Source organism: Gammaproteobacteria bacterium (genome assembly GCA_029882975.1).
Lineage (GTDB): Bacteria > Pseudomonadota > Gammaproteobacteria > SZUA-152 > SZUA-152 > JAJDNG01.
Window position 1 is genome coordinate 1 of the sequence record JAOUJW010000059.1, and the last position, 10,050, is coordinate 10,050.

The 10,050-nt window shown below is 48.2% G+C and carries 6 protein-coding genes; 3 read left to right on the forward strand and 3 right to left on the reverse strand.

Going from position 1 to position 10,050, the window contains the following annotated elements; genetic code table 11:
* Positions 1–2,467, reverse strand: a 2,467-nt coding sequence (locus OEY58_22930; protein MDH5328298.1) for a DUF349 domain-containing protein, incomplete at its 3' end; no start/stop codon positions are given.
* Between the two features lie 261 nt (positions 2,468–2,728).
* A complete protein-coding gene (locus OEY58_22935; GenBank protein ID MDH5328299.1) occupies positions 2,729–5,437 on the reverse strand; it encodes an EAL domain-containing protein in 2,709 nt (902 codons plus the stop codon).
* A gap of 195 nt (positions 5,438–5,632) precedes the next feature.
* Here OEY58_22935 and OEY58_22940 point away from each other — a divergent pair, with 195 nt between their 5' ends.
* From OEY58_22940 to OEY58_22950, 3 genes are all read left to right on the forward strand, one after another.
* Positions 5,633–6,481, forward strand: coding sequence for an ATPase (locus OEY58_22940; GenBank protein ID MDH5328300.1), 849 nt, complete (start codon positions 5,633–5,635; stop codon positions 6,479–6,481).
* Between the two features lies 1 nt (position 6,482).
* On the forward strand, positions 6,483–7,562 hold the full coding sequence (locus OEY58_22945; GenBank protein ID MDH5328301.1) for a homoserine O-succinyltransferase: 1,080 nt from the start codon (positions 6,483–6,485) through the stop codon (positions 7,560–7,562).
* Between the two features lie 294 nt (positions 7,563–7,856).
* Positions 7,857–8,357 carry a hypothetical protein gene (locus tag OEY58_22950; GenBank protein MDH5328302.1) on the forward strand — a complete coding sequence of 167 codons (501 nt, stop codon included), beginning with the start codon at positions 7,857–7,859 and terminating at the stop codon, positions 8,355–8,357.
* Positions 8,358–8,414: 57 nt separating this feature from the next.
* On the opposite strand, the gene OEY58_22955 is transcribed toward OEY58_22950, so the two are convergent.
* Entirely contained in the window at positions 8,415–9,389 is a 975-nt protein-coding gene (locus OEY58_22955) for a hypothetical protein (GenBank protein ID MDH5328303.1), read from the reverse strand.
* Positions 9,390–10,050 lie beyond the last annotated feature (661 nt).

Consider the following 10,050-nt stretch of genomic DNA (forward strand, 5'->3'; position numbering starts at 1 on the left):
TCTCTTGACTCGCTGAGGGCTCTTGACTCGCTGAGGGCTCTTGACTCGCTGAGGGCTCTTGACTCGCTGAGGGCTCTTGACTCGCTGAGGGCTCTTGACTCGCTGAGGGCTCTTGACTCGCCGAGGGCTCTTGAGTCGTTGAAGGCGCTTCATTCATAGCAAGTAAGTTTTCCAACTCCACGCAGAGCGCTTCTTGTTGGGCTTCTATGTGCGCCAGTTCCTGCTGTCGATGCTCCTGCAACTGTTCTCTATGGTTAAAAACTGCGTCGCAGTGTCCGCGAAAGCGGCGCCATAGAGCTCCGTCTTTCAATGCCGGCCCCACCTCTTTCCATTGTGCCTGCAATGCCTTGATAGAGCCCACCGCTTGTTTTAAGGCACGCTCATCCGCCTTGACGTTTTCCACGATCTGCCCAGCCGCCTGGATCAAATGCTCTTTTTGCTGCGCATTTTCTTTTTTATATTCCACGCTGAATTGACGTAAGGTATCGACAATTTTCCGAAAACGCCCATTGATATTGTCTTTTTGTTTGCGGTCCACCAAACCCAGTCGACGCCATTCCTCCTGAGCCACCCGGATAATTTCGTCCAAACCTTTCCAATCCACCAGGTCTAAGGGCTTTTGTGAAAGCGTCTCCCAATATGTTTCCAGATCAGAACACACTTTTTCTCGCTGCAGTAGATTCTGCTCGCGCTCTCCTGACAATGCACTAAAATAATTTTGACAGGGTTCATACAAACGACTGCATACCTGGTCAAACAGCTCCCACAATTCCTTGGAGTCCCCGGGCTCAGCTTTGGAAAGGGATTGCCATTCCTTTCGCGCGTCCCGCACCCGCTGCGCCACATCGGCCCAATCCGGATCGGCGGCAATTTGCAGTTCCTCTTCCAGAGCACATAGGCGTTGATAAATCGATTGTTTTACCGGCGCATTAGACCAGCTACGCCAAGACTGCAGTTCCTGTAACTGCGCTAACAGTGTTTTGTATTGCAGATAAGAGCTATCGCGGCGCAGGGATTTTTGCTCAACGTCGGGAAATTGACTCAGCAATTTCCGCAATTGATTGGAGAGCGAAAATGCCTTTTTAGTCTCACCCTGCTGTAACAGAGACTGAAACTGCTTAACTTGGTTTTTAAACCGCTCCACATTGGAGGCCAGTTGTTCTTGCTGTTTTTTTGCTAAGCTTTTCAAGGCCTCTAAGCGTTTTTTCCATTTCGAGTCCAGCTCTCCCACCATAGCTAAAGGTGGCCGCGGCAACTTAGCCCAATCCTTTTCCAGAGCAGCAAGATCCTTATCCTTGATTGCTGCCGACTGTTCCAGTTTGTCAGCCTTGGTGTTAAGGCGCTGCAGCTTGGCCGCATATTGCAATCCCTGCCTCATATCCTCCAGAGTCTTGCGCGCCTGCTGTGACAACTGGAAGTAATCTTGTTGCAATTGCATGACCACCGGATCCGATTGCTGCAAATTCTGCAAAGCATCCTGCCACTGCTGAGCCGTTTGGCTCACAAACGCCTCTAAATCCTCTATGTATTGAACATTGAGACCGGCCGGCGAGGCTTGCTCCGTACGCTGGCGTAGGGTGTCACACACACGGCGCAATTCGGCTCGGTACGGCTGGTTTTTTTGTTCCTGCTCCAACGCCTGTTGCTCTTGTTGGCGTTGGGCTTTACATCCACGTTCAAAGCGTTGCCACAACTCATCAAAACGCGTTTGCACCTTAGAAACTTCATCAGGTTCCGGTTTGAATTCAACCAAGACATTCTGCCAACGCTGCTGTATTTGTTCCGCTTGTTTTTGCTTGGGCACCCACATCCCTGTTTTCGCACCGTTTTCGACCAATGCTTCCAAGTCTGCGCAACATTGCCGTGTCTGTGACTGAAGCTTTTCCGGTCTTTGTTTCGCCTCGTTGATTTGCTCCAAGCGTATTTTGGCCTGGGAATTGACTTTTTTGTCCTTGCGCCGGGAGTTTTTATACACACGTTCCAAAGTGGAAGCTTGCTCGATTCTATCCAAAGCCTGCAGTCGAACCTCCGGATCAGGATCGTTCAAAGCCAGATCACCCAATAATGATTGACGTTCGATAAAAGTCAGCGCGTGGGCGCGGATTTGAGTTTCTTCGGCTTCCAACACCAAATACTCGAACAATGCCGCATCCGCCAATGAGGCTATGATAGCCAAACGTTTTTCCACACTCACCGCCGGTTGAGTCTTACCCGCCAGCAGCAACCAGAGCCGCTTTCGGGCTTCCTCGCCAATTCCCGGCATGGACTTTTGCAGCCGCATCAACAATTCCAAATCCAGCAATCGGCCCACAATCATACGCTGAATCCCCGCATCAGACTCACCCCGCAACGCTTCCGCCAATATCTGTTGGGTTTCAGCCTTCACCGGATTGAGACTTTCCAAGGCGTGTTTTCGAATATTAGGATTACGGTGTTTCCATTTAGGCCCAAACAATGATTTCAACATTTTTCTTACCCACAAGTGATCAGCTGCCAAGAGATGGCGTCGTTCGCCCTGGTGAGCGCGCCAAACGGGGATTATATTACAAGTCCTCTCCCCGAGACGACACCATTGAGACCGACACAGGAGAAAACTGGGGAAAGCATTGGGAATGCTTGCATACCTGAGCGCCCTATTGATCCGGCAATGCGAATTAGAAGTTTACAGGGAGGGGGAAACAGATGGAGTGGAAACGGTTGCCGGGGAATACGGTTAACTCTGCCGGCCTTAAGCCACGACCTCTTCAGGCCCTTCGTTCCGCAACAATCGGGTCACTGCATCAGCGGAGATGGGTTGGCTAAATAAATAACCCTGAGCATAATCACAGCCCTGTTGTTGTAAAAAACGCATTTGTTCTTGTGATTCCACACCTTCCCCCACAATTTTCAGATTTAGACTGTGTCCCATGGCGATGACGGCTGAGGCAATGGCGTTGTCATCCGCATCATGAGGAATATCCTTAACGAAGGAGCGGTCTATTTTCAGCGTATCTATAGGGAGTTGCTTTAAACGGCTTAAGGAAGAATACCCGGTACCAAAGTCATCAATAGCCAGTCCCACTCCTTGTTGCTTTAGACTTCTCAAAACGCTCACACTGCGCTCTGCCATTTCCAGCGTCGATTCTGTAATTTCCAGATCCAGCTTCAATTTGTCCTTATGCAACTCCAGTTGTTCCAAGGTTGACACCAACCGATTGAGTGAAGCATCGTCACCCAACTGGCGTACTGAAACATTCACCGCCATGCGCAAGGTAAAACCCATGGCATTCCAAACCCGCAACTGGGCACAAGCAGAATACAGCACCCATTCCCCCAGCTGCTGAATCAATCCCGTTTCCTCGGCAATCGGTATAAAGCGTGTAGGCGACAAAGTCCCCAGCTCCGGATGCTCCCATCGCACCAAAGCTTCCACACCAATGACTTGCCGCGACTTCAAATCCACTTGAGGTTGGTACACCAAGTGCAGCGCGTTGCAGCTCATGGCATCGCGTAAACCCTGCTCTATAGCAAGACGTTCAGTGACCTTCCGGGTCATCTCCGCAGAGTAAAATTGAAAATTGTTTCGCCCTTGTTCTTTGGCTTTATACATAGCCGCATCCGCAGCTTTCGCCAAACCGTCGGCATCACTGGCATCATCAGGATAGACGCTGATTCCAACGCTGGTGGAAGTCACCACTTGCCGGCCATCAATGTCCAAGGGCTCGCTCACGGTAGCAATAATTTTTTCCGCCACCAGAGCGGCGTCCTCTGAATGGGAAATATTTGTTAGTATCACGGTAAATTCGTCGCCGCCAAGACGGGCCACCACATCATCACCGCGAATACACTGCAGTAGCCGCTCACCGACCTCGTTCAATAACTGATCGCCACAAGCATGTCCCAATGTGTCGTTAATAATCTTGAAGCGATCCAGATCCAGAAATAGTAATGCAAACCGGGACCCAACCCGTTTGCTGTGCGCTATAGCACGACCCAGGCTGGAGGAAAATAAGGTACGGTTGGGCAGCCCGGTCAATGAATCGTGATGCGCTAAATGTGTCAGCCATTGCTCTGTTTGTTTGATTACGCTGATGTCTGAGAACAAGGAAATATAGCTGGTAATGGCTCCATCTTCATTTTTTACCACGCTCACACTGTGCCAAACCGGGTAAACTTCACCGTTCGATCGATGCACTTCCAACTCGCCACGCCACTGTCCGAATTTTTCCAGGGAAACGAGCTGTTGCTGTTGTAAAAAATCATTATCCTCAACCAAATAAAACATATCTCCACGACCGCAAGCCTCTTCCGTACTATAACCGGTCATTTTTACAAAAGCTTTATTTACATTAACGACACGGCGCAACGGATCGGAAAATACGATCGCTTCGTCTGTATTATCAAATACTGTAGCCGCCTGACGCATTTTTAACTCGGTCTGGCGCCGCTCGGTCACATCACGGACCGTCGCAATCACGATTTTCTCGTCATGCAGAACTGTATGGTTCAAGCTGATCTCCACTGGAAACTCGTCACCATTGGTCCTCACTGCCCGCAGCTCCAACCCTTCCCCCATCAACCTAAGCCGTGGACGCTCAAAATACCTGTGGCGCAATTTCGAGTGTGCCTGCCGATAATCCTGGGGTACCAGCTGCTCCAACTTCATAAGCAGCAACTCTTCTTTGGAACAACCAAATATGTGGGCAGCCTGGGCATTGCACTGCAGAATCTGTCCCTTTGAGTTGACGCTCAGCATGGCATCCGGAGCTGCCTCCACGATGCCTCGAAGCTGGCCACTGATTTCGTTCACCCTTTGATTGGCCCGCCAGCTATTGTACAAAAACCGAATCATCACAGCGGCAACCAAAAACACCAAAAATATCAGCGCACTGGCCCAGTTAATTTTTTTTACCGTATCCCCTAATACCATCTGGGTCTGTACTTCTTTGGTTTTACGCCGCAACTTGGCCACGTCCGACAAAAACTTCATGGCACTACGTGCCGGCATGTCGTTAACCTGTACTTGCTCTTCCACCTCCTTGGGAGCCATTCCCTGAGCTAACAACTCTCGCGCAAAATGGTATTTGGCCACGTAAATATCTACACTATGGCGCAGGCCGTAAAGCACCTTCTGCTCCTGGTCGCTTATTTCCAATAACAAGTATTCATCCAGCGCTTGGTATGTGTCCGTAATGGACTGATCGATTTGGGGAGTCAGACTTTCATCCTGAGTCAGCATATACGTTTTGAAACCGTGAATAAAACTGCCGACACCAAAATCGGCCGTAAACTGATGCAAGGCTTTGGCAACTGCGGCATCATTATCCTTATAGTCGCGCCACAAATACTCCACTTCACCTATACGTGTCGTGGTATTGTAGCCAAACCAAGCCAGTAGCACTGCCAACAATAGGGCGCCAATACCAATGGATACAGCCTGTAGTTTCAACTTAAGCATTTATTAATAACAGAGTGGATTTTTTGTCATAATTCAAAAAATTAAGTCCTTTTCTCTATTTCGGTTAAAAACCGCAATTGTTGAGGAAATTGTTAAATTCTTGACAATCACCGCGCATATTTTGTGGTTGCCAGATCGATCTCCACCCCGGAGACAGGATATAATGATTATTTATGACTTTAGATGGAGTAAACGGTGAAACTAAGCGTTGCGGAGTTTAAATCCTGGGAACATAAATGTATCACGCTGCTGGGTATGTCGGGCGTGGGTAAAACCTGCCTGGCCAATGTGTTACGCAATCAGGACTGGTTTCACTACTCCGGGGACTACCGGATTGGCACCCGTTATTTGGGCGAACCCATACTGGACAATATTAAAAAACAGGCCATGCAGGTTCCCTTCTTGAGGGATTTGCTGCGCTCGGATTCCATCTATATCTGCAATAACATCACAGTGGATCATTTAAAGCCGGTTTCCAGTTTTCTTGGAAACCTGGGCAACCCGGAACAGGGAGGACTTCCCCTGGACGAGTTTAAGCGGCGCCAAAAACTGCACTGCCAGGCCGAAATTGCCGCTATGACGGATGTACCGGAATTTATAGAAAAATCCCATCAAATCTATGGCTATACCAATTTTATCAACGACGCCGGTGGCAGCGTGTGTGAATTGGATGATGCCACAGTGACTGATGTACTGGACCAACATACTCTGATTTTGTACATTCAGGCCTCCCAAAAAGACGAAGAGGAACTCATTCAGAGGGCAGAACAAAGCCCTAAACCCTTGTATTACCGGGAAGCCTTCCTGGATGAACATTTACCCATTTACATGCAGGAGAAAAATTTACCCTACGTCGCCATGATTAATCCTGAAGATCTGGCCCGCTGGATGTTTCCCCGTTTATTCTATTCACGAATTCCGCGTTATGAGGCCATCGCTCAAAAATACGGTTACACCGTCAGCACGGAGGAAATATCGCAGGTGCAGTCAGAGTCGGATTTTCTCCAATTGATTGAAAACGCAATTGCCCGTTCGGGACATTAGTATGCCTCTGGTCGCCTCTTCAGGACTACCCACATTTGAGCGCTTGAAACGAGAGGGTGAAACCATCCTTAGCCCCAACCGTGCTGCGCACCAGGATATCCGCGAACTCCACATCGGTTTGCTGAACATGATGCCGGACGCCGCCTTGGCAGCCACGGAGCGACAATTTTTCCGTCTGGTAAATGACTGCAATCAAATCGCGCAATTCTATATGCACCCATTTACCATCAAGGAGCTACCCCGCGGCACTGAGGGTTTGGCCTATACGGAAAAATATTACGAAAGCTTTGAGCAAATCCAGCGTGACGGCTTAGATGCACTCATCATTACCGGAGCCAATGTTACCCAGGCGGATATCACCAAAGAGCCTTTTTGGAATCCATTAAAAGAAGTTGTGGACTGGGCTTTGGAAAATGTCACTTCCGTACTGTGCTCTTGCCTGGCCACCCACGCCGTATTGCAGTTCAAACACGGACAAAATCGTCGGCGCTTGCCCAGCAAATGCTGGGGCATTTTTGGCCACCGGGTCGTCGATCGCACCCACCCCCTGGTCAATGATGTCAATACGGTATTTAAGGTACCCCATTCCCGTTTTAACGAAGTAAGTCGGGAACAATTCAAGCAGGCAGGCTTACACATTTTGGCGGAAGGTGAAGCCGGGGTACATTTGGCAGTGAGTGAGGATTTGTTTCGGGTGGTTTATTTTCAAGGACATCCGGAATATGACACCATCAGTCTCATGAAAGAATATAAGCGGGAAATCAACCGCTATTTGCAAGGCGAGCGAACCACATACCCCCCTTTTCCGCAGAATTATTTCACCGCCCAAATAGAAGCCATCTTGGAAGAGCATCGCGACCAGGCTATTCGCGCTTTAGAAACAGGACAACCCCAACCCATGTTTCCTGAGCATTTGATCACCCCCCGCCTGGATAATACCTGGCACGATACGGCAGAGGCGGTAATAGACAACTGGATTGGTAAGGTATACCAGGTCACAAACAATGATCGACGAAAACCCTTTATGGAAGGTGTGGATCCCAATGATCCACTGCAACTGAAAACCGATGCAAGTCCGTGAGAAACAGTTTAAGCCCGTAAGGTTAAGCTGACACGACAAGCGGCTAGGAAAAATCCGCCGGAAATGGAATAATAGATAACAGAGATTTCTGAGGGCAAACGCTCACACCAGAACCGGGTTTAGAATCTATACCAGAGCGACATAGTTTCTTATAATAATGATATTCTTAGGTTTATTTTATAAAAGTCTCGGAACATCAGAAGCTCGAACACATCATCGGTATTTTATGGATGGAATATTTTTTGTATAATATTTATACAATAACAAACCATCCAGTCGGGGAGAACATTTAAAATGGGTATTTTCAAGAAAAACAAAGATGACGATTTTGAGGCAGATGCATCAACCTACACTCAAAACTCATCGATCAGCCAGGCGAAACCAATGAACCAATCACGACCAACATCAAATCAAAACTACGGCATCGAAGATGCCATCGCACTTATGCGAAAACTACCTAACGTCAACTCCGACATTACCATTACGGTGGTAAAGAAAACCCTGGAGTCTGCGCACATCAAAGTAGCCCAAATTATTTCGGATGCAGAAAACAAAGAATCGCAAATTCAGGATAGAACCACACACTTATCTCAAGAAATCAATCAGTTGCAAAACAGAATTGCTACTTTGAACGATGAAATCACCGCATTGACAGCCGATCTTAAAGAAACCACCAAGGTTAAAGATTTGCTGAAATCCGCCAGCAAAGCCGAAGGGAAAAAACCGGAGCCGGCCCAAACCCAGGCGCTGGAACTGGAAGCCGAGGAATTAGCGGACACCGCGCAATCTGTATAAAGGGTTGGCGTTACTGACCTAACCCCTCAAACGACACAGCCCGGATATAATCCGGGCTCAGTCTTCTTCCATTAACTCAAATTGCTGTAGCGGTGTGGTTTGCACCGATTCCACGGGCTCAGTGAACAGCAACTTTGCATATATATTCAACACAGCCCACTCCTGCTCTACCGACTTAACGTCACGCTCAATGTTGTGGAGTAAATACAGCTCATTAGTGGGGTAGACCGTAGCCAACAACACCGCAGCACTGGGCACATCTTTAAGCGCGTTCACAGCATCTTCTTTCGTCACCGCAACTTTACTAAGCTTGGCCTCTTTGGCGATGGTCCGCAATTGCTCCAATGAGAGAATGTGCAGTCGTTGTTCCAGCCCAATATCCCGTCCGCGGGACGCCACCCCACTGGTGACAAAAGAGTCAAACAGGCGTTTTAGCTCGCTTCCTTCCGGTATGTGAAAAATAGCCGGCTGTTCGCGACACAAATGGTCGTACATGATGAAATTTTCCATAAACAAGAGACCACCAAATCGATCCACAAAGGCCTCATCAATGGTTCCGTGCAGAGACATCTCCCGCTCCACGATTAATCGAAGTTCCTGAGAACTGAGAATCTTGAAGCGATGCGCCTCCGGATGATCCGGCAATTGTAAACTGGACGCGGCAGAAATTTTGTCAAATTCAGATGCTTGCTCACTGGTGGTACCCAACAAAAAAGCAAATTGATCGCGCAAGTTTCCGATCAGGTCTTCGAATTCAAAGAACACCGGGCGGTATAAAGCCAGATATAGCGACATCTCTAACTCGTCCCGCTTACGTAAGAATTTTTTTAAATCTTCCAATTGATGTTTATCTAAACCACCCACGTGCAAACCGGGAAACAACTCCTGACTGGAGTTTTTCAGCGCACGGATACGATTGTGGATGGTTTGCACCTTGGACAACCGGGAAGATGCCCGCGCCAATACCAAACCCATAAACCATAAAATAATCATGGTTATCAACACCAAAACCAGTGGACTGGACAGCATCATCACGGAACCTACGTGAAATATCTCATAGAAGAAACTAACCTACTGTTTTTATAAAGAAATTGTCAAGATCGCCGTGATAGCGAAGACAAATAGTTTATTCTACATGAAAAATACAAAAGGGGGAGTGAAGCAGATGGGAAAAAGCCGTCAAAACAACGGCTTTTTCAAAAGGGTATACAGACAAAGAGTTACAAACTACCTTCCTGGATTAATGCGAAAAACACGATAGCAAAGCTGATAGCAAACAAAATTACACCTAACATATGAGTACGTCTCCATTACAACTTGAACAATAATCAGAGGAGATTATGCAGATTACAGCCACACCAAATCATTGACTTAAGTCATTGCTGTTTAGACCTGGTGCAGACTCGGGTTTGAAGTTTTTTTGAAGGGATTCGCCGACTTAAGTGCCTTTGCCGACGTGTGACACCTGACCGCTGAAGGCTCTCTATGCCGCTGAAGGCTCTCTATGCCGCTGAAGGCTCTCTATACCGGTGAAGGCTCTCTATACCGCTGAAGGCTCTCTATGCCGCTGAAGGCTCTCTATATCGCTGAAGGCTCTCTATACCGCTGAAGGCTCTCTATACCGCTGAAGGCTCTCTATACCGCTGAAGGCTCTCTATACCGCTGAAGGCTCTCTATACCGCTGAAGGCTCTC